Origin of the sequence: Yoonia sp. 208BN28-4 (assembly GCF_037543925.1) — a bacterium.
Lineage (GTDB): Bacteria > Pseudomonadota > Alphaproteobacteria > Rhodobacterales > Rhodobacteraceae > Yoonia.
This window is the reverse complement of sequence record NZ_JBBIFY010000001.1, coordinates 735496-758638: the sequence shown is the minus strand read 5'-3', so window position 1 is coordinate 758638 and position 23143 is coordinate 735496. Positions and strand designations below refer to the sequence as shown.

At 59.6% G+C, this 23143-nt stretch carries 36 protein-coding genes and 1 tRNA gene; 12 read left to right on the top strand and 25 right to left on the bottom strand.

The window, feature by feature from the left end; genetic code table 11:
• Positions 1-284: 284 nt before the first annotated feature.
• The 22 genes from V8J84_RS03890 to V8J84_RS03785 all read right to left on the bottom strand — a co-directional run bounded on the left by V8J84_RS03890 (position 285) and on the right by V8J84_RS03785 (position 15809).
• A complete protein-coding gene (locus V8J84_RS03890; protein WP_339928299.1) occupies positions 285-671 on the bottom strand; it encodes a hypothetical protein in 387 nt (128 codons plus the stop codon).
• 1 nt (position 672) lies between these two features.
• Positions 673-1101, bottom strand: a complete 429-nt coding sequence (locus tag V8J84_RS03885; RefSeq protein ID WP_339928298.1) for a phage tail tube protein — start codon at positions 1099-1101, stop codon at positions 673-675.
• A gap of 45 nt (positions 1102-1146) precedes the next feature.
• Entirely contained in the window at positions 1147-1605 is a 459-nt protein-coding gene (locus V8J84_RS03880; protein ID WP_339928297.1) for a hypothetical protein, read from the bottom strand.
• A complete protein-coding gene (locus tag V8J84_RS03875) occupies positions 1605-1922 on the bottom strand; it encodes a head-tail joining protein (protein ID WP_339928295.1) in 318 nt (105 codons plus the stop codon). The genes V8J84_RS03880 and V8J84_RS03875 overlap by 1 nt, the downstream gene beginning before the upstream one ends.
• Positions 1923-1924: 2 nt before the next feature.
• Positions 1925-2257 carry a DUF2190 family protein gene (locus tag V8J84_RS03870; protein WP_339928293.1) on the bottom strand — a complete coding sequence of 111 codons (333 nt, stop codon included), beginning with the start codon at positions 2255-2257 and terminating at the stop codon, positions 1925-1927.
• Positions 2258-2362: 105 nt separating this feature from the next.
• Positions 2363-4477 carry a ClpP-like prohead protease/major capsid protein fusion protein gene (locus tag V8J84_RS03865; RefSeq protein ID WP_339928291.1) on the bottom strand — a complete coding sequence of 705 codons (2115 nt, stop codon included), beginning with the start codon at positions 4475-4477 and terminating at the stop codon, positions 2363-2365.
• Positions 4467-5972, bottom strand: coding sequence for a phage portal protein (locus tag V8J84_RS03860; RefSeq protein WP_339928289.1), 1506 nt, complete (start codon positions 5970-5972; stop codon positions 4467-4469). Before V8J84_RS03860 ends, V8J84_RS03865 begins: the two co-directional genes overlap by 11 nt.
• A 3-nt stretch (positions 5973-5975) precedes the next feature.
• The gene (locus tag V8J84_RS03855; protein ID WP_339928287.1) at positions 5976-6176 is read right to left on the bottom strand and encodes a phage head-tail joining protein; all 201 of its coding nucleotides are present in this window, start codon (positions 6174-6176) and stop codon (positions 5976-5978) included.
• Positions 6173-8299 (bottom strand): terminase gpA endonuclease subunit, encoded by a 2127-nt coding sequence (locus tag V8J84_RS03850; RefSeq protein WP_339928284.1) that lies wholly within the window; start codon positions 8297-8299, stop codon positions 6173-6175. The genes V8J84_RS03855 and V8J84_RS03850 overlap by 4 nt, the downstream gene beginning before the upstream one ends.
• 12 nt (positions 8300-8311) lie before the next feature.
• Positions 8312-8971 (bottom strand): terminase small subunit, encoded by a 660-nt coding sequence (locus tag V8J84_RS03845; RefSeq protein ID WP_339928282.1) that lies wholly within the window; start codon positions 8969-8971, stop codon positions 8312-8314.
• 179 nt (positions 8972-9150) lie between these two features.
• The gene (locus V8J84_RS03840) at positions 9151-9870 is read right to left on the bottom strand and encodes a hypothetical protein (RefSeq protein WP_339928280.1); all 720 of its coding nucleotides are present in this window, start codon (positions 9868-9870) and stop codon (positions 9151-9153) included.
• Between the two features lie 20 nt (positions 9871-9890).
• Positions 9891-9967, bottom strand: a tRNA-Met gene (locus tag V8J84_RS03835).
• Between the two features lie 147 nt (positions 9968-10114).
• Positions 10115-10861, bottom strand: coding sequence for a hypothetical protein (locus tag V8J84_RS03830; protein WP_339928278.1), 747 nt, complete (start codon positions 10859-10861; stop codon positions 10115-10117).
• Between the two features lie 172 nt (positions 10862-11033).
• The gene (locus V8J84_RS03825; protein ID WP_339928276.1) at positions 11034-11663 is read right to left on the bottom strand and encodes a hypothetical protein; all 630 of its coding nucleotides are present in this window, start codon (positions 11661-11663) and stop codon (positions 11034-11036) included.
• Between the two features lie 188 nt (positions 11664-11851).
• Positions 11852-12469, bottom strand: a complete 618-nt coding sequence (locus V8J84_RS03820; protein ID WP_339928274.1) for a hypothetical protein — start codon at positions 12467-12469, stop codon at positions 11852-11854.
• The gene (locus tag V8J84_RS03815) at positions 12466-12954 is read right to left on the bottom strand and encodes a hypothetical protein (RefSeq protein ID WP_339928273.1); all 489 of its coding nucleotides are present in this window, start codon (positions 12952-12954) and stop codon (positions 12466-12468) included. Before V8J84_RS03815 ends, V8J84_RS03820 begins: the two co-directional genes overlap by 4 nt.
• Entirely contained in the window at positions 12951-13379 is a 429-nt protein-coding gene (locus tag V8J84_RS03810; RefSeq protein ID WP_339928272.1) for a hypothetical protein, read from the bottom strand. The genes V8J84_RS03815 and V8J84_RS03810 overlap by 4 nt, the downstream gene beginning before the upstream one ends.
• On the bottom strand, positions 13376-13855 hold the full coding sequence (locus V8J84_RS03805; protein WP_339928271.1) for a hypothetical protein: 480 nt from the start codon (positions 13853-13855) through the stop codon (positions 13376-13378). Before V8J84_RS03805 ends, V8J84_RS03810 begins: the two co-directional genes overlap by 4 nt.
• Positions 13852-14736: a ParB/RepB/Spo0J family partition protein gene (locus V8J84_RS03800; protein WP_339928270.1), complete on the bottom strand. Its 885-nt coding sequence runs from the start codon at positions 14734-14736 to the stop codon at positions 13852-13854. The genes V8J84_RS03805 and V8J84_RS03800 overlap by 4 nt, the downstream gene beginning before the upstream one ends.
• Positions 14733-15212 (bottom strand): hypothetical protein, encoded by a 480-nt coding sequence (locus tag V8J84_RS03795; RefSeq protein WP_339928269.1) that lies wholly within the window; start codon positions 15210-15212, stop codon positions 14733-14735. The genes V8J84_RS03800 and V8J84_RS03795 overlap by 4 nt, the downstream gene beginning before the upstream one ends.
• Positions 15209-15553, bottom strand: a complete 345-nt coding sequence (locus V8J84_RS03790; RefSeq protein ID WP_339928268.1) for a hypothetical protein — start codon at positions 15551-15553, stop codon at positions 15209-15211. The genes V8J84_RS03795 and V8J84_RS03790 overlap by 4 nt, the downstream gene beginning before the upstream one ends.
• Positions 15546-15809 carry a hypothetical protein gene (locus V8J84_RS03785; protein WP_339928267.1) on the bottom strand — a complete coding sequence of 88 codons (264 nt, stop codon included), beginning with the start codon at positions 15807-15809 and terminating at the stop codon, positions 15546-15548. The genes V8J84_RS03790 and V8J84_RS03785 overlap by 8 nt, the downstream gene beginning before the upstream one ends.
• A gap of 524 nt (positions 15810-16333) precedes the next feature.
• Here V8J84_RS03785 and V8J84_RS03780 point away from each other — a divergent pair.
• Complete coding sequence (locus tag V8J84_RS03780; RefSeq protein ID WP_339928266.1) at positions 16334-16564, top strand: hypothetical protein; 231 nt, start codon at positions 16334-16336, stop codon at positions 16562-16564.
• Positions 16565-16790: 226 nt separating this feature from the next.
• Here the strand turns inward: V8J84_RS03780 and V8J84_RS03775 are convergent, their stop codons facing one another.
• Complete coding sequence (locus V8J84_RS03775; RefSeq protein ID WP_339928265.1) at positions 16791-17051, bottom strand: hypothetical protein; 261 nt, start codon at positions 17049-17051, stop codon at positions 16791-16793.
• Positions 17052-17249: 198 nt separating this feature from the next.
• Between V8J84_RS03775 and V8J84_RS03770 the strand changes: the two genes are divergently transcribed.
• Entirely contained in the window at positions 17250-17519 is a 270-nt protein-coding gene (locus tag V8J84_RS03770; RefSeq protein ID WP_339928264.1) for a hypothetical protein, read from the top strand.
• Between the two features lie 398 nt (positions 17520-17917).
• Here V8J84_RS03770 and V8J84_RS03765 read toward each other — a convergent pair whose 3' ends face one another.
• Positions 17918-18133 (bottom strand): hypothetical protein, encoded by a 216-nt coding sequence (locus V8J84_RS03765; RefSeq protein WP_339928263.1) that lies wholly within the window; start codon positions 18131-18133, stop codon positions 17918-17920.
• A 73-nt stretch (positions 18134-18206) separates the two neighbouring features.
• Here V8J84_RS03765 and V8J84_RS03760 point away from each other — a divergent pair, with 73 nt between their 5' ends.
• Positions 18207-18848 (top strand): helix-turn-helix domain-containing protein, encoded by a 642-nt coding sequence (locus V8J84_RS03760; RefSeq protein ID WP_339928262.1) that lies wholly within the window; start codon positions 18207-18209, stop codon positions 18846-18848.
• A gap of 3 nt (positions 18849-18851) precedes the next feature.
• On the opposite strand, the gene V8J84_RS03755 is transcribed toward V8J84_RS03760, so the two are convergent.
• Positions 18852-19352 (bottom strand): hypothetical protein, encoded by a 501-nt coding sequence (locus V8J84_RS03755; protein WP_339928261.1) that lies wholly within the window; start codon positions 19350-19352, stop codon positions 18852-18854.
• Between the two features lie 31 nt (positions 19353-19383).
• Here V8J84_RS03755 and V8J84_RS03750 point away from each other — a divergent pair, with 31 nt between their 5' ends.
• The 9 genes from V8J84_RS03750 to V8J84_RS03710 all read left to right on the top strand — a co-directional run bounded on the left by V8J84_RS03750 (position 19384) and on the right by V8J84_RS03710 (position 23114).
• The gene (locus V8J84_RS03750) at positions 19384-19656 is read left to right on the top strand and encodes a hypothetical protein (protein ID WP_339928260.1); all 273 of its coding nucleotides are present in this window, start codon (positions 19384-19386) and stop codon (positions 19654-19656) included.
• Positions 19653-19928: a hypothetical protein gene (locus tag V8J84_RS03745; protein WP_339928259.1), complete on the top strand. Its 276-nt coding sequence runs from the start codon at positions 19653-19655 to the stop codon at positions 19926-19928. The genes V8J84_RS03750 and V8J84_RS03745 overlap by 4 nt, the downstream gene beginning before the upstream one ends.
• Positions 19925-20137: a hypothetical protein gene (locus V8J84_RS03740; RefSeq protein ID WP_339928258.1), complete on the top strand. Its 213-nt coding sequence runs from the start codon at positions 19925-19927 to the stop codon at positions 20135-20137. The genes V8J84_RS03745 and V8J84_RS03740 overlap by 4 nt, the downstream gene beginning before the upstream one ends.
• Entirely contained in the window at positions 20134-20457 is a 324-nt protein-coding gene (locus V8J84_RS03735; protein WP_339928257.1) for a hypothetical protein, read from the top strand. Before V8J84_RS03740 ends, V8J84_RS03735 begins: the two co-directional genes overlap by 4 nt.
• Positions 20454-20762: a hypothetical protein gene (locus tag V8J84_RS03730; protein WP_339928256.1), complete on the top strand. Its 309-nt coding sequence runs from the start codon at positions 20454-20456 to the stop codon at positions 20760-20762. The genes V8J84_RS03735 and V8J84_RS03730 overlap by 4 nt, the downstream gene beginning before the upstream one ends.
• A gap of 267 nt (positions 20763-21029) precedes the next feature.
• The gene (gene acpP, locus V8J84_RS03725; RefSeq protein WP_339928255.1) at positions 21030-21281 is read left to right on the top strand and encodes an acyl carrier protein; all 252 of its coding nucleotides are present in this window, start codon (positions 21030-21032) and stop codon (positions 21279-21281) included.
• Positions 21278-21541, top strand: a complete 264-nt coding sequence (locus V8J84_RS03720; protein ID WP_339928254.1) for a hypothetical protein — start codon at positions 21278-21280, stop codon at positions 21539-21541. Before acpP ends, V8J84_RS03720 begins: the two co-directional genes overlap by 4 nt.
• Positions 21542-21597: 56 nt before the next feature.
• Positions 21598-21807, top strand: a complete 210-nt coding sequence (locus V8J84_RS03715) for a hypothetical protein (RefSeq protein ID WP_339928253.1) — start codon at positions 21598-21600, stop codon at positions 21805-21807.
• 206 nt (positions 21808-22013) lie between these two features.
• Positions 22014-23114, top strand: coding sequence for a phage Gp37/Gp68 family protein (locus V8J84_RS03710; RefSeq protein ID WP_339928252.1), 1101 nt, complete (start codon positions 22014-22016; stop codon positions 23112-23114).
• Positions 23115-23143: the final 29 nt, after the last annotated feature.

The window sequence follows — 23143 nt, the reverse complement described above, 5'->3', positions numbered from 1 at the left end:
CTCTAGACCTTTCAGGTAAACGTGCATCGCCATCGCCTTTTGCAACAACGTGTCTGGTGTGGGGGATGTGTCTGCGGCTTTGACGCCGACAAATGTCTGGAAATCGGGCAGCTTCGGCGTGCGATGCAGACCAGCAGTCAGCCAGGCCGCGGCCCGAACAACCATCATTTGATCGGCCTCGCGATCCGTAGCGGCCCGCAGACAGCGCGTGACCTCGCGCGGGGATTTGAACCAGAACGCATCCGGGTCAAATCCTGCGCGACACCACGCGTGATGCCAGTCGGTTACGCCGCTGGCTTTGCCTTCGGCTTCGCCTTCTTGCCGTTTCCCACCGCTGCGGCCCCATCATCCGGCGCATCGAAAAGACCGCTTTCAGCGATCAGCTTGCCGATCACCTCGACCAGATCAGACCCAAGCGCCTGCGCGACGTTGCCGGCTGACACCAGCGTGGCCTTCGGGTCAGACCGCAGCATCGACGCCCACAAAAGCGCGCGCAGATCCTTCAGGCTCAAGCGTTCCGTCTTGGCCCCTTGATCGATCAGCTTCATGAATGTCTGAATGTCCATGGCATACAGATCTTCAATCTCGCAAATCGCGTTCATGTCCAGACACAGGTCCAGCTTTTCGCCTTCGACCTCTACCGAAACAACACCTTTTGCCGCGTTTCCCATATTACGCACCCGCCGCCATCGCCGTGCTACCTGTGACTTTAACCGTCACAGCCAGCGTCATACGATCGTTAATGGGCGCTGCCGGCTTGAGGCTTTTGATATAGCCACTGAACGTCCACGCATAGTTGTTAGGCCAGACAATCTGGTGGCTGCGGACCTCGGATGTCGCGCGCAGATCCTGCAGCTTCACATCAGTGCCATCACCAGGCACCCAGTTGATCATAAAGACCGCCTCGCCACCATCAGTCAAACCCGCGATGAACTCCTTGCGGCGTCCAGGCGATTTGTGGTGTGTGACCTCAATATCATCCACGGTATCCCCTGGGGGATCACCCAGATCGGCCAGTTCCGCGACAGCTACGTGGGTGCCAGGGCTGGCAGAGGTATCGATTTTGTATTCGATACCAAAACCGGAAATTGCATTGCTCATTTTATCGTCCTCGCAAGGTTATCCGGCAGCGCCGGGTGGAAAATTTCAGGAAATTGAAGGATCAGCCCGCAGCGCATCGATCTTTGCCTCATAAGTCAGGACCCGTGCGCCAAAGACGACCTCGCCCTGTTGCAGCTGGATGCGCGATCGCGCAGCGCGCAGCGAAATGCACAGACCGCCGAGCGTTGGCTCGACAGCTAAAGCCTGCTCGATCGGCAGCTGCATATCGTCCAACTGGTCAACCGCCGCATCGCGGCCACCCTTGGCCTGCATGACAAGGTCAATCTTAATCAAATGGTCATCCGACTTGAACGTGGCCGGCTTGATTTCATCGTCCTGCACAAAGCAGTAGACGCCCGGCAGTTTATCATCATCCTGCCAGCCGCTTGATGGTGGATTTGTGGCGACCGTGACAATTGTCGCGACACCATCAACATCCACGCTGATGGCAGCATCAGACAAGACGGCGACCAAGCGTAGCCGCAAGGCTTTCAGGATATGCATCAGATGCGCTCCAACTGGATTTTAATCAGGGCATCCGCAGCCGGGCTGCCCGAAGTCATCGGCGCGATGCAGCGGTATGTTTTGCCGTTGCCAGGATCGACCACCCCGTCAGGGATAAGATCGCGCACGTCAGACGCGACACCTGACAGCGTCGGCATCACCGTGATGGTTTCAAGACCATCGGGCAAAACGATTGCCTCTGGCTGTTCGCGAAACGTGGCGCGGATATTTCGCGCCACGCCGCCATGAGGGATCACCGACACAGTCGCGCCAAACACGCCAACCGACAGTGACCCCATCCCGCGAAACAGGCTCATGGTTAGCGCACAGCACCGTCAAGAATGACCGTGCCTGTCGCAGACGGGTTAGCCGCAGCAGCACCGGCGCAACCGATCAAGGTGTTGCCAGACGCGGCGGTTGTCACGACATTGTTGCTGTTGTCCCAGTAGAGTTTTGCCCCAACCGTCCACGCCTGCGCCGATGTCTTGGCAAGATCAAACTGGCCACAGCGGACCAGCACAAGCGGCTCACCCGCCTCTGCGTCACCCTGCGCCACCCCGAAAAGTGCGCCAGCCAGCACACCCGCACCGGACGCGACAGCAGCTGCTGCGGTGACGGTGATCGCCTTGCCCTCATTCACATAGTTTTTCATCGTTTCATCCTCTGTTTTTTGCCAAGCGTCATGCCGGCACCTGAAACGACCACGGGCCGCCAAATGGCAGCCCGCTGGTCAATCGCTCAATCTGTGGTTTGCGGATTACGCGCCGTTGGCTTTGTAAAGCGCCTTCGGGCCAAGCGGTGCGACACCGGCATCGATGCGCACCTTCATCTCGACACCATCGCTGTGCCACGCCGTCTGCTCTTCCAGATATGGCGCATCATTGCCGTCCAGATAGGCGACCTCGATCGTGTCGGTGGATGATGGCGAACCGGCCAGATACCAGGCTGTTTTCGATGCCGCATCCAAACGTCCGTCCGCGACAACCTCGGCCATACCGGACACCGGGTTATTGCTGTGGCCCTTCGCATCACGCGGATCGACAGCGCTTTCCATCAGCGTTTTCGCGCTGCGCTTCAGGGCAGCCGGCACGATCAGATATGCGGGCTGGATGTTCAGCACCGATGCATCTTTCGCCGCGCCATCTTTCTGCGTCATCATTGCCGCCTCACCGGTTGAAAGGCTGTCAACGCCCAACACGGAACCCGCACCAGTGGCGAGGTTTGAACGGCTGGCGTGGAAAAGCGCTTTGCCGTCCGACATTGCCGGATTGCCTGTCAGCACGGCATAAACCAGATTGCCGATCGTGCGCTTGGCCGCGCGGCCCATGCGGCGTGGTGCGGTGCCCAGAATGGACAGATCATCATTGATGATCGCCTGACGGCTGATGCGCAGCAGCTTGCCATAGGTCGCCAGCGTGATGTTTTCGCCGCGATCTCCGAACGTGCCGTAGGTATAATCCGCACCCTCTTCGACCTTTGGCAGGGCCGAAAAGACATCCAGACCGACGCGCTTGCTGGGCTGGAAATTGGTCAGCTGGCCCGTGCTGGTCCAAATCGGGAAGGTTTCCTCGGCCTCTTCATAGCCCAGCAAAGCGGCCTTACCCATGACGTTGCTCAGCACATTGGCAAAGTCGGATGTGGTGTGCGTGCCTTCCATCGTGAACGCGTGACCGATCATCTGCAGGCGGTCATTAAAGCCACCGCGATGGCCCGTCATCTCAATGGCGTGGCGCGCCATTTCAGACAGCGACATCGAACTGAACTCGTTGCGTTCACCGCCGTCGATGCCGACCTTAGCCATCAGGGCCATTGCGGCACCGGCCTTGAACTTGTCGCGGGCGTCTGTGGGCTGCTGGCTTTTCGCCGTTGCCGCCCCGCGCGTTGTGTTACGGCTCATTGGGTTTTCCTTCCGTTTTTGAGCGTTCCAGTGATCTGCGGCATGTGCCAGGGTCGCACCGCTTGCGATCAGCTCTGCGGCCTCACCGGCAGGCCGATCCAGAGTGATACCAAGCTGCACAATCTGTGCAGCAACCGGCGTTTCGTCGTCCTCATCGTCTGTCTGATCCTGATCATCAGCAGCGGTGGTTTTGTCATCGCCTTCATCGTCATCGACAGCGCCGGCCGCAGTCGTCGTTTCGTCCTCGTCCTCTTCCATCGCCTTGACGTCTTTGTCAGTTTGATCATCGGCCATTGTCTGTTTTGGCATGGTCTTACCTTTCTGCTTGGGAGCGGTCTGACCCGCCATCATGGCCAAAATGGCCGGTTTAGATTTGCGTGATTGTTGCGGGATTGTGGATGATGCCAGCCCATCGGGCGCGTGGGCATACATGCCATAATCAAAGACCGCCGCGACCGTTGCGGCCTGATCCTCGTGGTGCGTGGCAAAACCCGCCGCGACGGCTGCCTCGCCTTCATACCAGGTTTCATCTTTCATGATCTGGCGGGCTTCATCGACCGTAATTTCCGCGCGGGCGGCATACACCTTGGCGTAGGCATTCGCAGCCACGCGCAAACCGCTAGCGGCGCGCAGATGATCATCTTCAGTGCCGCGACCTTCAATCATCCACTGCGCCGGATCGTGGATCATCATCCAGGATCCCGACCGCATGGTGATCGTGTCGCCGGCCATTGCAATCAGGCTGGCAGCAGATGCGGCCGCGCCATCAATGACAACATCCACCTGACCGTCATAATCGCGCAAATGGTTAAAGATTGCCTGACCTTCGGTTGCGATACCGCCGCCAGAATTGATGCGCACAGTGATATCACCAGTCATGTCGGCCAGTTGATCGATCACGTCACGGGCTGTGAAAAAGTCCTCATCCCAAAAGTCGGCACCGACCGATCCGTAGAGGTAAATTTCATTCTTCATCTTTGGTTGTCCTGTTTTCTGGCGTTTCGGAAAAATCCACCGTGGCGTTCACAGATCCCGACGCGCTGACCCGGCGGGCATCGCTATCAAAGACCAGATGTGACTGATCGACCTCGGCGGCGTCATCGATGATGTCTTGCGTGATCCGTTCTGGATCCTCGCCCAATTCGCGGATCACGCCAGGACGCGATGCAAAACCAGCGCGCACTTTCTTCGCCAACATCGGAATTTCACGCGTCGGATCGACAAGAGGCAACGCCGGCGGCGTCCAGGTCATCGTGCAGTTTCTAATTTCGACGCTGTGCGCCAGATCGACCTGCGCCCATGCATCTTTGAACCAGCCGGCCAAGGGTTGCATCATGATCGGGATCATCATCTTCCACTGCCAGCCTGTGACATTGGATTTCATCGTCATCCGGCCCATGCGGCCTGACGTGAAATTCACACCCGTCAAGTCTCCGGTCATCGCCTCGTAGGTGATGCCTAGTCCAGCAGCCACGGCGCGCAGGATCAGCTTTGTCATAGGGTCCAGATCGCCGACCGTGGGCGGGTCGCTAAATTCAATCTCTTCCGATCCGTAGGTGTCCACGATCGCGCCGGGGCTGATACTTGTGGGGAACTCTGGATCACCCGGCCCCCGCTCGTCACCGTTCTTGCGAAAACCCGCAAAACACGCAGCAATCTTTTGCCGCATCAACTGTGCATCTTCAGTGTCCGCAAGGTCCTGCAATTTGACTGTGACAGGGGCGAACCAGGTCACGCCGCGCATTTGCCCAGCACGATCCTGCCGGTAAAGGTGAATGACGTTGCTGGCAGGCACCCGCATCGACTGCAGCCCCAACCGCACTGGTCCACCAGCAACAGCCCCCGGATGCCGTGGATAAATCCAGTAATGCGACCGCACGCCATTAGCGTCGTATTCAATGCCGTCCCGGATTTCCGTCCCATCGCCGAAAACACCATCGCGGGTGTCGTCCAGATGATCCGGCTCCATCACCTGAATTTGAAACGGTAGCGCAAATCCAGACGCACGAGGCAAATCGTGGCGAACGATCAGCGCCTCGCCAGCGTCAATCACCGTCCCAAGCGCCAGCTCCTGCAATCCGTAAAGGTTCTGACGACCATTCGCGTCAATGTCGGTGGTGTCGAGATGGCGCTCGATCATGCGCAAACCGCGCTTTTGGACCTCATCGTCACTGCACTTGATGCGCGGGATGATGCCGTCACCGACGACGCTGGACGTGATCACGCGTTTTCCCGATATGGCAAACGGCGTGTTTCGGATCATGTCGTGCGATACGGCCGCCATCCGATCACGCCGACCGAAACCGGCGGCGCTGTCGGCATCAGACCGCGACCGGCTCCAACTGGCTCCACGACGACCAGTCGTTGCCGCGTCGTAATTCATCAAAACATTCAACTGATGGCGGGCCTGAACGCGTGACAGCGCAGCCTTGGGCGAAAATGTAGCGATCGCGCGGTCAATTAGGTTCATCAATCATAGACCCTTGTCAAAAGTGGGGTAGCGAACAGATGTGCGCTTCGTCCCGGTCAAAGACGCTTCAACCCGATTGATGACCCGCTCCATCTCGGCGAGGCTGCGAAATTTCACGCGCTCATCACCCCGCGAGATTTCTGAAATGCCCTTGGCATAATTCGCCTTCAGTTCGGCCAGATCATTCGTGGAATATGCGCTCATAGCCAGTTGTCCCTTGGTTTGATCCATTGCTTCGACTTTGCCGCGACGGGCTTTGGCGCGGGCTTGTCAACCTCGGCCACCACATCGTCAGACGACGACTGCAGCACCGCATAGGTGTTGCCGACGCCACCCACAGCCCAGGCTGGCGGGGCTTCCCAATTGATGCGCCGCAAGCCCTTATGTTCTGCCAGCGCCTGCGCCTGCACCGACAGGTCGAGGCTTTCATTCCGCTTGCGGCCGGGCTTTTTGTCCCAACCTTTGTCCTGACGTTCTTCGGCCAGAAATTCATTGATGGCGTCATCGCTCATCCATTCCGGCAGCTGATAAGATGCCTCGGCATCCGCTGGTCGGTTTAGCGCCGCCATGACAGTGTCCTTCAGGCGATCGGTCGCCATGTTCAGCAGCTTGATGCCGCGCTTGACCTTGCCCTGCGATGCACGCTCTGGCGCTTCGTGCCAAACCCGATCGCGCTGATTGAAGCCACCATGACCACGGCTTAAAAACCAACGTGCACCGTCGCCGGCCTTGCTGCGCTTGCGCCAGAACTTTTCGGCGTTGTCCGAAACCCCGGCCAGACCCTGAAAGTCGACCGCGATCGCGACGGCCTGCAAACCATACGGCTGCCCTTCGACAGGATAGGACCGAACGCCCAAATCGATCAGAACATCCCAGTCCGACACAAACTTGTGCGGCTCCAACTTGCGCTCGGACCCATCCGGTGGCTGCGTCAGATCAAAGCGATCAATCACCGTGCGGCGACCATGCGCACCCCAGGCTGTCGCCTGAACCGGAAAATATGTGCCCTGCACATCGACAGTGATCGTGATGAACCGCGTCCAGCCTGGTGCCGTGCCCTTCGGCACAATGTGGCGGTCCTCTTTCAGCATCCCGATCGTCAATTCGGCGTCATCAACATCATGCATCGATGTGAATGGCACACCGCAATCGGTGAAATAGAAACGGCGCAAGCCCAGCTCGTCGCCATCTTCCTTGAACCGCTGCATCGCCCCTTCATACGTGCTGACCAGCGTGGCCCAATTAGAAAAGGTCGCAGCTGCACCGTTCAGCGCATAGCTGGCAGTGTCGGTCGCGCGGATCGCGCTGTCGCCCAGCTGCACCAGCTGACCGCCGCGCCCCTCATGCAGCCATCCACCGTGATCCTTTAACGCACGGCGGTTCAATTCACGCTTGTGCTTATGTTCGGTGCAGCTGCCACAATGCGGACAAACCATCACAGCACCAGCGCCGGCATCCATCGGGTTCAAATCCTGATCGTATTCCAGTCGATCAAATCGCGGCTCGTAAAGGCCCTGACAATCGCGGCACTCCCACATCCAACGGCCGCGCGTGCCCTGATTATAGATCCGCACAATCCCCTCTTTGACTGGTGGCATTTCATGCGGCGCCGCCTTCGATGGCTGCCATGACGGATCAGTGACCTTAAATGCTGGCGTGCTTTCCACCAGAACCGTGCCACGGCTCATGAACGTCTTGATCCGCTGCAAGGCCATGCCGTGCGGCGACCCTTCCGGCTCGTCTTTGGGGCCAAGCCGTTGCGGCATGTGGTCATAGTCGGTCAGCAGCACCATGCGCTGTTTGCGGCTTGATAGCTGGTTCGCGACCGGATAGCCGATCGCGATCCGCATTCCTTTAAAGCGCTTACGCGAAAACGTATTGTCATCGGCACCGCGACCCAACCGGTCAAGGATCAACGGACTATTCTGGATCGTCGGGTTCAGCGTTTCCTCGACCCACGCATCCGCGTCCGTTTTGGTCATGTGAATGATCTGCACCGGACCCGGATCGCAAGTCACAGTATGCAATGCTGTCGTCACCAGCATGAAAGTTTTACCCGATTGCGATGGCCCGACCAGCGCCACGCAACGATACAGCCGGGACTGCGTCGTGTCCGCTGGCTCGACCATGTATGGCGCCACCTCGCGATCAAACTGTTGCCAGACGCCCGCGTTCTGCACCCGAATGAACCGTTCAGCCGCGTCTGTGACTGACATGCGGTTGACCGGTTGCATCAACGGCAACGTATCCGCCAGGATATCTTGCGCAGTGATAAACGGCGGTAGCTCTGTGATCCGCTGTCCCGCAGATCCCGCCTGGTCGAACATCGTCACCATCGATTAGGCTTCAGCCGCATCGGGGTCACGCCCGGACGTCATTGAAACGACTTTACCTGTCGCCAGCGCCGACCGCTGGATTGTCATAGCCGCTTCTTCGATCACGCCATCGCACCGACGCTGCATCACTTGCGCCTGCGCCGCAGACAAACCGAATTCCTGTTCTGCAAAATCCGGCAGAACATTGATCGCAGAACAAAAGTCGACAACCAGCTGCTCCATGACGCGCTTGACACTATCGACGCGAACAAGATCGCCACGCTGTTCAGCGGCGCGGTTGCGCTGATACTCGGCCTCGGCCCATTCCTTGATCTGCTTCGCAGTCAGAAACGGCTCATCGTCATCAATGTCCGACGGGTTCAAAAACGTCAGCGCCAACTGCTGCGCCTGCGCATCGCCTTTGGCGCGGCGCGCCCGTTCATCTGCATCACGCCGCATCCTCCAGGCGTAACAATGTGCCAGCTGAAACTCGTATGACTGGCCATTACTACCCTGCGACAAAAGAGGCAAGCCAGCGCGCATCCAGTTCGTGATCGTCTGCTCTGAAACGTTCATTGCAGTCGCAAGCTGCCCTCGGTTCAGCACAACATCCTCGACACCATCCGGCAAGGGATAGGCGGCGATATCTAGCGTTGTGCCATCCCCCAGCCTGATCGTGTCCACGTGATTTACTCCAATGCTAAATTTGCCATTTGATCGCCGCCGACCTGCGCCGCGCCACTGCGCAAGCGCACAGAACAACAACAACAAGGGCAACCGATCACAAACATTTTTCACCTCCTGCCAAACAAACCGGGGCGCGAATAACCCCTGTGCGAAACATGGCCGGGAAGGACCCGCGACTAGGTCCGCGCCAGCGCCGTTCTGAAAGCACGCTCGAACGCAGGTTCGATCGCATCCTCTGCCACCTTTTGCGCATGTTCCTGCATCGGAAACGCCGCCTCATAGCTTGGCGACTTATCCGAAAAGGCCAGCATCTTGCGGATCGACTTGCCGCGCCGTTCGTACACACCGGGCGACAGCTTGCTGTCGACGCCAGGCACAAAGTACTGCGCACGCCGGCGATTGCGCTGACGTGATGCCGCCGTCGTGTTCGTCGTTGGATCGCGCTGCGCCTGCACAGCCGACACGATCTGATTGACCAGCCCGCGCGACATATTGCCAGCAGCAGTGCGGCGCATGTTCGCTGTCGGCAGAACCGACTGGATGATCCCCTCGTACCGCAGCCGCGAGGCCAGCAGCTTTTCCAGACCCGTTTGCGGCCGCCGCCCGCCCTCGGACTGGACCTCAAGATAGTGGCGACCCGACTGGATCGTCTTGCGTTCAACCGTCGCGACAAGATTTGACGGCGTGGCCTTGTCCACCCGAAACGCATTTCGCGTGAACGCGACAGGCCGATCAAAGGATCGCTCGATCAGGTTCTTGTTTTCAAAGAACACCTTGAAAGCGACATCGTTTAACGCCAGCCGCGATGCCTCTGGCAGCACCTTCGTGCTGACAGCCGACAGGCGCGCCACGACAGCGCGCAGGTCTGCAGGGCTGATCGACACACCATCTGCCATGCTGCCCCCATTTACAAAACTGGTTGCGCGGGCGGGATTTGAACCCGCGACCTCTTGGGTATGAACCAAGCGAGCTGACCGCTGCTCCACCGCGACAAAGAAAGAGCGGCCCATTACAGGCCGCAGGCGTGCATGGGTCCGCTCCGATGATACCGATGTCTGGAAATACAAACTGCGCCATACCATATCTGGTAGGCGCAGGTGTAGAGAATAACGATATAGGTGGACTAGAACGTCATAAGCGTCAATACCCTTTTTTCGTCGCGACACGGGCGAAGGGCGCGTAGGCGGGCGGCACATCGGTTCTGACGTGCGTTTGCGGTGCCGACTTAGGGCTATCGCACATGCGCGCCAACGCGGTGGACAAGGCGACGGTCAAGGCCCGAACGATCGGCGATTGGACCCGACCCTTTGCATCCGCCCAACCCGACGACGCGGCGACCTTGGTCACCTCGTGATCGCCGCAGCACACGGCGCGCACCAGCTGCATGTCGGTGATCGGATGGCGGGCCATCGCGCGGGACCGGCGCACCGCCTTTGCCACGCCATCGCCGATGCGACGGTCCAGATATGCGACACGGCGCTGCGCATCGATCAAACCCGCATTGACACCGGTGCCATCACCGCCGCCGACGCTATCGTCAAGACACGACCGGGGCGCGCCAGCTGCTGCGATACGTTCGCACAGATCGCGATACTCGCGCCCGATTGCGACCTGCGCATAGGTCAGGCCGCAGGTTTTCCCGCGACGACTGGCGTGCGCACCCATGCGATCAAAGACATCGGCCACGATCATCATGCGCTGGCGGGACGGGACGTAGTCTTGCCCGTCCGCGCCCTGCGGTACGATCTGCTCGGGTCGCGTGACCTTGTACGCGCCACGCGCGGGCGCATCGGGGATCACATCACGCAGATCATCGGGCACGCGGGCGGCATCATGGATCGCCGCGATGCGGGCAGCCTCGGCGGATAGGGGCGAGTGTTTGGTCATGGCATTTTCCTGATCTGCGAAAACACCGCCATCGCACCAGCGTAACGCACACTGGCGTGCCTCGCAAAAATGGTCCCCATCGGCTTTCGTTTGATTTCGGCGATCTGGGCAGCCCGCGCCTGTGCGCGCTTCAATCGCTTTCGATGTGCGGGTCTGGGATGTTTGCGCGGCATCACGCCACCGCCTTTCCGCGCTTCGTCCGCTCGACCTCGACCAGCTGGGTTAGCTTGGACAGCAGGTCGGTGTAGTACCGATGCCATTGCTGATCGTCGGGGCTGACGGGCAGACCGTTGCCCAACCGTTCAGCGATCCGTGCGGCCCGCGATTGATTGTCCGCCGCCTTGCCCTCCACCAGACGCATCGCGCCATCGGTGACAGGCGGCACGCGCTTGGCCTGAAAATACTGGAAGGTTTCGACCAGTGTGCCGCGCGCGATCGCCTTTGGACCCTCGACCGATCCGAACCAGCCTAACAGCTTTGGATCATCGGTCAGCGGGCGCGGCTGCACGATATGGGCAAAGTTCAGAAACGTCGCACGATCCGGCCAAAAGTTCTTGGCCGATCCCTGCCCATGCACCAGCAGCATCCGCGCCAACACGCCAAGCCGCTTGTCGTCGACATAGGCCAGCTCATCGGCAATCGCATCCAGCGCCTTGCGCCCCTCGGCAGGATCGGTGCCGCGTGGGTGACGGAAACCCAAATGATCAAACAGGATGCGCCTGACCCGATCGCGGTTGTTTTCGCATTTTGCGGCTGTGCCATCCCGATCAGGTGCCGCCGTTTGGCTTTGTTGCGCTGTCATCTGCTCTTTTCCCTTTTCTCAGCAATCCACGGTTTCAATGCGGTGTTGCGGTTTGCCTTTTGTGGCGGAACTGTCTTCTGTCTTGTTTTGTCGTTTACTGTCTTTTCCTATATGCAGAACTGTTCTCCACACTGCAGAACTGTGGCGTTACAGTAATTCCACAAAACTTTTTCAGCGTTATCATGGTGTTATGACCTCCCGAACCAGCGCTGCTGCTGCGCGTGGACCACGACAGCCTCGTATGACTGGATTGTGCGGCGTCCGGGTCGATTGTCGGTCAGCCATTGTTCCATGCGCTCGATCAGCACCTGATCGGCCAACACATCCTTGCCCAGCCCCAGTGCCGACAGCGCATCTTTCAGACGCTGCTGACGTGCGTAAACCGCTTTGCTTTCCTTGCTGACCGCATTGTGTTCGCGGCGATGCAGGGCATCCTGCACGACTTCCAGCACGACAGGATGGCCCAACCGGATTTCGCCATCGCAGTTGACCGGATGCCAGTTGTGCAATGGCCCGATGCGGCGGTCACGCAAGTCCTGCCATGTGGTGATATCGATGCGCAGCAGGCGCGACAGGATCAGGTCATCATCGGGCAACGTGCCGATCGGGGTCTGGGATTGCGCGATGAAAAACAGGTTCAGCGCTGCCCCCTGCACCGCCATGTCAGCGGTCAGATGCAGCGTGGAATTCAACCAGCGATGATGCCAGAACGTGGTGAAGTAGTGCGACGGCAAGCGCTGATCGCGCGCGATCGGATAATCCAGCACGGCGGCAGCATCGACAAGCGTGGCGCGGGCGGCGGTCATGTCGCAACCCCTCGCAACATCATAAAGACAGGCGTTGCGACGTTCAGATCGAACGCCAGCTCCTCGATCCGCTTGCGGTCGGCACGCCAGCCATCCCGCGCCGTCAGATGCGGGCGGCGCAGGGCAGCAAACAGATAGGCATCCAGACGATCGACCAGCTTCAGGCGCGCGGCATCCAGATCGTCCAGATCAACGCGAAACCCCAGATCCGCCAGCGCCGCAACCTCGGCCTGCGCATGTGCCATCAGCCAGACAGGTTTGCGATCCTTGCTGGGGGCTGCAATGTCGCCAACGGCGCTTTCCCCCAAATCGTGAACGATTGCAGCCCGCAACAGCGCCGCCGAATGATCTGGAAACAGCGCCATGACCAGCACAGCACAGCGGCCCTGATGCGCGCAGATCAAATCGTCCTCGGCAGACATTTCGGGGTTCTGATGCCAGCGCCGCACAAAGCAGGCGCGCCATGCGGCAAGGGCAGTATTCATATCACACCCCCGCCTGGCAGGCTGGCGCGGGCCGCGTGATAGCGCTGCATCATCGTGGCGTGTGTCCAGTCGTGCCGCTTCGCCAGGGCGCGCAGCTTGTCATAGTTGCCCCTGGTCGCGACCAGCTTTTCCGTCAGCGTTGCGGGTCGTTTTGCCGCTTCCTTTGCACGGGCAGCCTGCCGCTTGCGGGCCAGTTCCATATTGCGCGCGCGGGTCGCCTTGCCGATGGCCAGCGTATCGCGCGCCGGAAAGCCGTGGCGGCGCGCCGTGGCCCGCACAACGCTGTCCTGCACGCCCAGCTGGTCGGCGATTTCGGACGTGCTAAGGTTCGCATCCCAAAGCCTGCGAAACTTGCGCAGATCGGCGATCTTGCCCATCGGTGCCTTGCGCACAGCTTTCGTGGTGCCTGCCAGTGTTGTGGTCATGCGGCTTTGTCCTCTTTTGCGGTGCGCAGCAGCTGCTGCACGAATGCGGGATCATCGGCACCGGCGCGGATCCGTGACGCGACCGCCTGACCATCCTGACCGGCCAGCGCGCAGCACTGATGGAAATCACGCGACCCGAACCAGCCCGACCGCAGATCGATGCGCGGCGTGCTGTGTTTGTCGACCACCAGATCGCGCAGCATGTGGATCAGGGCCGCAGCCCACATGGCACGGCACGCCTGCGCATCTGTGCCCAGCTCATCGCCGGAAAACCACGCCTCTGGCCAGTCGGGCCGATCAGGGTCCAACGCTTTTTCAGCATCGACAAAGGCGCGCAGGGTTTCGCGCTGATAAACCGCGCCAGCATTGCGATCGACAGCGCGGGCTGCCGGTACCGCAACAGGAACAGCAACGGCCGCCACAGGCCGCGCTGGCCCCTTGCCGAAGAAATCCGCCAGGAATTCCGCGTCGGTCATGCGACATCCCCCAGCCACTGGTTCAGCAGCGCGGAAACGGCGCGGGCCATCAGCACCGCCTGCGTTTCCTGCGCATATTTCGGATCAAGCCGCATCCGGTGAACGCGCTTCACAATGCCCATCGGATCATGCGCATCAAAGAACGCCGCCAGATCACGCCGCTGCGCACGCGGCGCACCCGCCACAACGGTCAACAGCGGCCGCAAAACGCCGTAGTTATAAACCGCCGCGTTATCACCGTGCTGCGACCGGCGCAGGGCATCCAGTACCAGCGTCACCACCGCGCCGCGCTTGGCCGCAACCTCGGTCTTGATCAGGCCAACGCAATAGACCTCGCCACCCTTTTTGGTGGCGGCACTGGGATGATAGGTCATCAGCTGACAGCCAGCGTCCCGCACCACTGCATCACAGGTCACGGCCCACGCCTCGCGGGCGCACAGCGCGGCCTTGTAAATATGAAACGCCGACACGGCCGTGACTTGCCCGTTGATCGCAGCAAAAGCGGCGGCTTGTTCAGGAACGGTCAGATCAACCACCATGCAGGGCACGTCGCTACGACTGACCATCAGGGCGGCGTGCGTGCGGTGCTGCCCGTCGATGATGGCGAACATGCCGTCAGCCACAGGTGCGACGATGACAGGCGTGAAATGCGCCCAGTTGAACGCGGCTGCGATCCTGCGGATCGCGGTCCAGTTTGCGCGGGCCAGCGGCCGCTGGAAATCATCATCCAGCACCAGCTGATCGATCGGGATCCACATCATTTCGGGCCGCGCCGCGCTGCCCTCGGCCTTTTTGTGCGCAATCCGGTCGGCATCAGTGATGATCACCGGGCGATAGGCAACACCATCGATGGTGGTCAAGTTGGCAGTTTCGGCAGTCATGATAGGACCCCTTTCTGGGTGGGTTTGGCGGGGCCCCTGGCCACCCGGCCACGCGACCACTGGCGCTTCAGTGCCGCAGCCGTGCGGCCCTTGCGGCTGTTCAGCCAGCCAGATTGTAGGCGGTTCAGATAGGCCATTGCCCTGCCGCACAGCGCCTTTTCGGGCGTGCCAGCCTTGGCATAGCGATACGTGCGCCACACAAGCAGCGGGCGCGCCGCCTTCAATCCGACCGCGCGAAATTCGGCCGTGTCGGCGCGCTTGCACGCAGCACAGCAATAGGTCTGGTTTTGCAGGCGAGGCTTGAACTGACGGGCGCAGTCGGGCTGGACGCACGACAGCATCCCGTCAGCATCGACCGCCGTGCACTGCACAGCGGCCAATTCCAAATGTGCGAAACTGGAAAACGGCTCTAAATTCAGCACGGCACCGGGTGCCACCCGATGCGCGCGCGCCGTATCCAGCGGGGCAACAGTCACGACGACACCTTTGCGGGGCTGTGTGGCGCTTTTTGCAGGGCCGCAGTTTGGGGCAGGTTTTCCGCGAAGGCGATCAGCTCGCGCAAGGCTTTGGGCTTCTGGATGCGGTAGCGGGTGATCTTGCCGCACTCGCCGATACTACCACAAGGATATATGCCACGTGTGCCGAAATTGGCATGTGACCAATCGCCCATTTTGGCGATCCAGTGATCCACTGCCACAATGTCACTGGCAGCCCTTCCTGAAAACAGGATCGCCTGCACTTCGACCACCTTGCCCAGCAGCCCCGACGGACATCCGCGTCCGTCATGCGCAATCCACGGCCCCCATGCATCAGACATCGGCACACCCCGCATCGCGATCGATCCGTACCCGATAAGACACAATGCGCGGTATGATCGCGCCATCCGCACCCACGTTCATCCAGTTGCGATGATCCCACCAGTCAGGATCGGACAGCACCAGCGCGCCCTGATCGCACCGCCGGTCGCCGGGGTAGCGCTCGACACACACCTCGACATATGCGCCAGCAGGCAGCGGGCACGGCGATCCATCGTGGTCTTGCCACGCAGACCAGACCGGCGCGGCGGCGGTCATGCGACACCCCCGACAGGCACAGCCCGCACCATCAAATCAGCAAAAGAAAAACCTGCAGGACGGGAAGGCACTAGGGGATCAAACCCGCACGCCCTGCAGGGACCGAAAGGCCCGGTATTTTGGGACAGGCCACGGTCAGAGAGGGCGGCACACAAACCCCACCCCCGACAAACCCGCAGCACCACAGGAAGCGCGCGGGAAAACTGTGTAAGAAAAAACCGACCGGCCTGCTCAGAATGACAATTCGACTTGACACTTTGGCAAACCAAAAGACCAACCGTGGTTTTGTGGTCAGGAAGCGGGCTGGTAAAGTTTAGGAAAAGGGACGTGAACCCTAAAAATCTCTTAATCTTCGCAAGATAAGGGGTTTCACATGACGCCAGCAGCCATATGCTGTGTAGGGACGGACGATTCGCAGTCGCCCGTCCCAGTGAAGGTTCTTCAACCGGTTTGACCCGGTCGTTGACCGTACATGCGATCGGTAATCCCACCGACCGCCACGTCGCCAAAAGGAGGATATTCCCATGGCAACCACTACGCACCCACTCACGGGTGTCAAATTGAACCGCATCTACATTAAACGCAAGGCCCTGAGCGAACGTGACGCTGTGACCGCAATCATATTGCGCCACAAAGGCACGCACTATCAAGACATTGCGCAGATGTTGGGCACAAACACCCACCGCTTGGGTGAAGTGTTTCGAGGTGAAATCTATCCAAACGCTCACAAGAAGGCGTTGAAACTGCTGAACTAGCGCAGGCAGCGGGGCGGGCAGCCGCAAGGCTGCATCAGGGAGGCCGCCCCACCGCGTTTGACGCCCGATCGGCGCGCAGGGAAACGTGAACGATGAATGCACGTTGCGTCCCATCATCGGCGACCACCGTGCAGTTTCTTGCATAATTTGAGCCAGCGGAAACGGATCGCCTGGGCGATCCGTAACACCGTGAACTTGATCAGCTTCCACGTCAGGTGCAGCCATTTCATAACCGCCCCTCGATCCGCTGCGCGGCGGCCTCGATGCGCGCCAGATAGTGATCCACAGCCTTGACTGCCCATGAGGGCATGTCGTGTTCCATCTGCATCCAGTAAATGATCTGGCGCGGACTGCAGCCCAACGCGCGCCGCCCCGCCTCGGCCATCGCGGCCTGCGTGGGTGCATCAAAGGCGCGGCGCAGCTTGGCCGCATCCTCGCGCCGTGACGCCTGACGAAATGCCATGTCCGATTTTGCAAGATTTTTCATAAGGTCGCTCCTATCTTTGACGTGTGAGACAGAGAGACTTTGAAGAGCGAGAGGATGAACGGGGCCGGGTGCGCGAACACCGCGGCCTCTTTCAGCACATGATCTGGACGTTTCCACATCAGCAGCACAAGATAAGGTGCGCGCCGGGTGTCCACCCCCGACGCGCATATCCACATGCAGTAAAAGGATACCCTGCACATGAACAACAAAACGAAAGACCCGACACCAACGAACGGCTTGAACCGCCTTGTTACGGATACTGTCGTACAGGGGCTGTTGCTCAAAGCAGTTGTCGAACAACTGGAAGCGATAAACCCAGGTACGGCAAAGCGGTTGGCAGACGGATTGCACAACGTGCCGCAATCACCCGAAGAGCCAATGTGGGCGGAAGTCACCGCGCAATGGGCCGATACATTCGAAAAAATGCGCCGCGACATCAGCACCGCCTCCGATCCGTCTCCGGACTAACCGACAGACGCGTAAGACCGTCATACGCAGAAAACGCTTTGCTGATATCATCGTGCTGCACCGCCTTGCGCAGCCGGATAAACAGCACGCCGATCAGAACAGAATTCGAAAGGCAGATCATCAGGATTGCCCAGATCATGCGCGTCCTCCAAATGTGTGAGCTTTCTTCACCGCCCTGCGCTTTGCAGATGCCTTCGCAGCCACCAGCCGATCACGACGACGGGCGCGCTCTCGCATTTTTGCGGCAAAGCGATCAGCGCGCTGCCCGCTTGTGTGAGAATGTGTCTGTGCGCGCTGGCAGTATTCATCAGCTGCACGCCGGATTTTCAGCTCGACTTCATCAAGCGCCGCATCGCGCACGGAGCGGGAATTGTAGACCAAGCTGCGCAGGAACCGGATCATGCTGCGGCCTCGCTGCACTTTGCGTTTTCCGCATAGAGCTGATCATAAGTCAGGTCAGCACCACGCGCAGCTGCGGCGCGGATAATCACATCGAACTTGGCCGGCGGCACGCGGCGGCCAGGCGTGTTCCACGATGTAACGGTCGGGTAAGGAACCCCCGTTTCATTCGCGATTGCCCGCATAGTGGGCCAGATTGTCAAAAGCAGCTCCATAGCGCCAATAAATGCACAACGCATTTTGCATTGTCAACGCCTATTGCATTTTCATTTGCGTTACGCATTACGCATGTTTGATGCAGGTGAACGCCTAAAGACCGCCAGAGTGAACGCAGGGTATGCCAGCGCTCAGGACGCGTGCGATGCCTTCGGGTTCAAATATCCGACCTACATCGGACACGAAAACGGCCATCGCGGGATCACAACTAAAGCCGCCCAGAGATACGCCCAAGCTTATCGCGTGGACAGCGCATGGCTATTGATGGGCGTCTCGCGCGGCAAGCAATCCCCACCCCACCAAGGGGCCAGCATAGAGTTCGCACAAGAAAGTTCCGCACCGCAGGGATTTGGGGAACAACGCGTCACACCGTTTGTCGCCAAAACCGATACCGCAGAAGCGGCAATCACACGGTTTGCTAAGGCAATCGAACCGAATTTACAAAGCATGTATCTTTATCGGATCAAAGCCGACCACCTAGACCTTGGGTTGCTGACGGACGACGTGCTTATTGCTGATCACAAAAACCCGCCAAGTGACGGCCAGATTGTCATAATCAGCATGATCGACTTTGAAAATAACGAAACATCGACCATCTTGCGACGCTGGCATGGTGGGCTATCGATCCCATCCATCACTGAACCTAGCGACATTCCTGGCGAGCCAACAGTGCGCGGCGTCGTCGTCGGCACATACCGAGGCACAAGTATCTAAACCTTAGTCCGGCTTATCGAAAGTCGGTTCAGGAATTGGTTTAGGCGACACAGGCGGCAAGGTAATAGTTGGCTCCAAACGCCTCGATCCGCTTGGTTGCATTGTGCTGGCAGTCTGCGGCGAACGACGCATTTCCTCAAGCATATCACGCGTGTTTAGCGCCGTTGCGATCTGCGCCCTGATTAGCTGGCACATCAAAACGACCATCAATCCAACACCAGCACCACCGGCACCAACGCTTACCGTTTGGATCGGCGGAACCGCGCCATAGGTGCGATATGCATAAATGCACGATCCGAGCACGATAAGCCAGCCGACAACCTCTTGCAGCCCCACCAAAAAACGCGCCGTTACAAATCTGTTCATCCCGCCCTCCAAGCACGAGGGAAGAAATAGCGCACTCATTCCCTTAGGAACACCCCCTCCGCTATTTTCGCCCGCCAGAAACAATGCGTTCAGCGTAAAAATGCATTTAGCATTGACACCAGAAAATGCATTTTGCATAACTTTGGACGATCACAACGAGGATTGCCCAATGTTCGACACAACAAACCTTCTGTCCGACTTCTTGAAAACCTACGGCGCGGCATCGCTGACCGATCAATGCGCCGCGATCCGGCGGGCCTGTGATCTGGGCGGCGGCTCGTGGATGACCCCGCAAGACGCGCCCCCCAGCCGCAGCCCCGCGACCTACCAGCACGAAATCGCGCTCTACGGTGTCAGCGCCTACGGCGACACCGCCCGCGCCGCTGTCAGCCACTGGTTCAAAGCCGCAACCGCCATCGCTGACGGACAGGTGGCGGCATGAATGAAGGTTACACAGAGCGACTGGATCGAATTGAACGCAAGCTTGATCTGGTGACCCAACATGCTGTCGGCGCTGACACCAAAGCCGACTTTATCGCAACCGACATCAGCAAGATGAAAATAGATAATCGCGCATCGCTCGAAGCCATCCACGAAAACAAAGTAGCGATCAGCTTGCTGCCAAAAGAAAAAGACATCTTCTTTGTCATGATCATCGCATCGGCTCTGGGCTTTGGGGCTGTCATGTTGATCACATTCGGTGTCGCACAATGATCTCCATAGCCCTTGCCCTCTTTTTCGCCCTCGCCACAATCGCGCTTGTCGCAGCTGCTGCATGGCACATCGCGTCACGGCTGGTCTGGCTGGTGTCCGACACGCGCCGCCGCACGCTGAACCTGTCAGACGCGGCCGTGATGCTGTCGGTCGCCTTTGTGTGCCTTATGCTGGCGCGGGTCGCGCTTGCGATCGGCGGTGCAGCATGACCGTCATCCCGTTTCGCCCGACCACTCACGCAACCACGACTGCGACTGCCACGGGCGATGGTCGCCGGTCCGTTGTCCCGTTTCCTCCCAGGGGCAGCGGGCCGGATGCTGCGGTGGTGATCCCGCTATGCCGGCACGATCCGGCGCTGCGCGTGCACGACCACAAACGCATCTGGGCCAAGCGGGTGATCAGCTATCCCGACGACCACACTTACAAGGCACTTTATGATGCCCACCGGATCCTGATGCGGCGCGGTGCCCATGACCATCACGCGATCCGTGCCACGCAAGTGCTGCGCGACATGGGGCTTTTGTCATGACGCAGCCGCTGCCCCCAGCGATCCGCCTGCAGGCCGAGGCTTACTGCGCCCTGATCGACAGGCGACTGTGCAGCACCGCCAGCCCGATCGCGGGAAGCCAGGCACGCGCGCTACTCGACCAGCTGGTCACGACCGGCGAGGCCCGCATGGGCAACGTGGGCGGGATCACAAGCCCGCCGCAAGCCACATTCACACTGGCCGGCATCACCGCTGCCATCCCCTCCAATACCCCGCTCACAGTCCTGCACACGTGGCAGGCCAAGGCGCGGCGCCTCATCGCTCAAACTAAGCGAAAGCCCTTATGATGTCAGTCTGTCCATCCATTTGCATAGCACCTTGCCCAGCCTGCAATGGCGATGCAGGCCCTCCGATCAAACGACACAAATCAATGTTTTCGCGCATGGTTCGCATTGAATGCCCCTGCGGCGTGGCCGGGCAATGGTCCGAATGGACCACACAACTTAACGGCTGGAACGTCGCCGCAAGTGGATGGAGCCCCATCGCGGGGAAATGGTCACGCACACCGCCACCGCCAAAACGCTGAAATTTAGACCCTCAATCTAGGAATTCGAATGAACGACCACATCGCCACCCGCACCCGCACGATCATCGCCAACGCGCTGGACGCCACGCCCGACCAGCTGACCGACGACACGCATCTGTTTAATGACCTGAACGCGGACAGCCTCGATGCCGTCGAAATCGCGATGGACATCGAAGAAGCGTTCGGCATCGAAATCACCGATGCCAAAGCCGAAACCATGCAGACGGTCGGCAAAACAATCGCTGTGATCCGCGATGCACTGGGCGAGGCCGCAACATGACGATGCATCTGCGCGACATGGCACCCGCCCAGCAGGCGGGGATCCTGTGCAACGATGAAAAGTTCCGCCTGTTCATCGGCACGCTTTGCCTGTCGCGGGCCGAAACATTCTGCCCCGAAGCGACCGCAGAATATGTGCGCCACCACTGCGGCATCACCAGCCGCCGCGACCTGAACACTGACCACGCCGCCCGCGCCAAGTTCAACGCCCTGCGCACCGAATTCGACGCATGGCGCGGCGCAATCGCAAAGCCACGATAGGCAATAAAATCATGCCGTTAGATCAAAACTGTGCAGCTGACAGCACTACACACACTATGGGCCACAACAACGGGCCGCGCCTAGAACCGTTCGGCATCCGCGCCGCTTGGCTGCGCTTTGCAAATTCCCGCGAACTGCGTCGGCTGGCGAAGCTGGAAGCCCGTATTAACCGCAAGCGCGCGGCGATGGCAGTGATGATCGAAGAACGCCGGACAATCATGAACAGATGCATCCGCCGGATGCGCCGCAAGGACGGGAAACAGTAATGTGCCAGACAAATATCTACACGGCAACGGCACCCACTGTGAAGCATGCGCCCTGCGTCGCGAAGCCCGCAACATCGGCATTGGGAAGCGCAAGGATGTCTCCTGCAATCGCTGCAATGGCACCGGTCGCATTGCAAAACCGATCGCGCAAATCGTGGCTGAAACAGTCGCACACGCACGCAAACATCACTGGGGGATAGCCACAGATGGATAACACAGATATCGAATGGACCGACGCAACGTGGAACCCCGTTACGGGCTGCACGCTGGTCGATGCCGGTTGCTGCAACTGCTACGCCGCCACGCTGGCCGCAACCCGCCTTAAGAACCACCCCAGCCGCAAGGGGCTGGCCCGCGTGAACGCGCAGGGTGTGGCGAAATTCACGGGCGAGGTCCGCTTTAACGATCAATGGCTGACCCAACCGCTCAAATGGCGCAAGCCGCGCATGATCTTTGTGAACGCGCACGGCGACACCTTCCACCCCGACGTGCCAGACGCATGGATCGACAAGATTTTCGCCGTCATGGCGCTTTGCCCCCAGCACACCTTCCAAGTCCTGACCAAGCGTCCCGACCGGATGCGGCGCTATATCCTTGGCTTGGATTGCGACGGGGCACGGCGCTTCAATATGGCCGACGCAGCAGAACCGATTGCGACTGATTTTCGATATTGGAAGGGTGACGGTCCAAGCGATTGGGACCTGGCGGTTGCAGAGGCAATTCATGCAAAGCACTGGCCACTTCCCAACGTCTGGCTTGGAACGTCCGTAAGCGAACAGACCAGCGCAGACGAACGCATCCCCGCCCTACTGGACACCCCCGCCGCGATCCGCTTCATCAGCTACGAACCCGCGCTGGGGCCAGTTGACCTACGCAAAATTCATACCATTTTCACCTCCACCGATTGCTTGGCAGGTAGAATGCTCAAGGAAACCGATCGTGAAGCTGGACCGCAAAAAGTGTCTGCGCTCGATTGGGTGATCTGCGGCGGCGAAAGCGGCCCGAACGCCCGCCCGATGCACCCAGATTGGGCGCGATCCGTCCGCGACCAATGCGCAGAGGCCGGTGTGCCGTTCCTGTTCAAGCAGTGGGGGGCGTGGGTGTGCCACATTGATCGCGACAACGACGATCCTGATTGGCGGGCCGACTATGGGCTGGCCAATCGAAAGCCTAAAGAATTTGCTCACATCAACCTTGAGGGGGGCATGGGCTTTCATGGCGACAGATTGTGCATGATGCGCCGCGTCGGCAAGAAAGCCGCCGGTCGCCTACTGGACGGCGTGACGCATGACGGGTTTCCAAAGTGAGCCACCACACCATCAGATTTGCCCCGCGA